Source organism: Arthrobacter sp. JCM 19049 (genome assembly GCF_001310435.1).
The window spans coordinates 1-769 of record NZ_BAXF01000793.1 but is presented as its reverse complement, the minus strand read 5'-3'; the positions used below and the strand labels follow the sequence as shown (position 1 = coordinate 769).

The 769-nt window shown below is 67.8% G+C and carries 1 protein-coding gene; it reads left to right on the top strand.

Annotated elements, in window-relative coordinates:
* Nucleotides 1–174: 174 nt before the first annotated feature.
* The coding region (locus JCM19049_RS16315) for a DUF2637 domain-containing protein (protein ID WP_054822065.1) at nucleotides 175–769 on the top strand (595 nt) is incomplete at its 3' end.

The window sequence follows — 769 nt, the reverse complement described above, 5'->3', positions numbered from 1 at the left end:
CTGCTGCGCCGCCGGGTGCCGGAGCGCTAAAATGGCTGGTGGCGCCGCCAACTCGCAAACCCTGGCGCCACCATTTTCCCCATCTCATCCCCAACGCAGCTCACTCACGCCGCCACGCGGTGTTCCCCGGCGAGCTGCCGAGCACAGTTAGGCCCGCCATCCCGCATGGATCCCATGGATAACCAGCCCGAAATCCCCAACGAGCCGCACCGTGCCGTCTTGCGCACCGCAGTGGGCGCCACGGTGCTCATCGCGGTGGGCGCGTTCGTGCTCTCCTTCGCCGCCCTGACCGACCTGGCCACCCGTTCGGGCATCGACCCGAAGCTGTCCTGGATCTGGCCGATCATCATCGACGGCATGATCGTGGCCGCCACCGTGGCGATCGTTGCGCTGAACGGCTTCCCGCGCAGGGCAATGATCTACCCGTGGGCGCTGCTGTTCTTTGGCGCCATCGTCTCCACCGCGGCGAACTCCACCCACGCGATCCTGACCGTGGACTCGATCTCCAACGGCGTGCCGCCGCTGGTCTCCGCGCTGGTCGCCGCGATGCCGCCGGTGGTGCTGCTGGCCATCACCCACCTGACCGTGCACATGTACCAGAAGAAGTCCGAGGCGGCGAAGCTGCGCGAGGCCTACGAGCGTGACGTGGAGGCCGAGAACGCCGAGAAGTACGGGGTGGCCTACGATGATGGCTACCAGGCGGCGATGAGCGATGCGCAGAACGCCGAGGCCGAGCGCCTGGGCGAGCTGGAGCAGGAGCACCAGGACG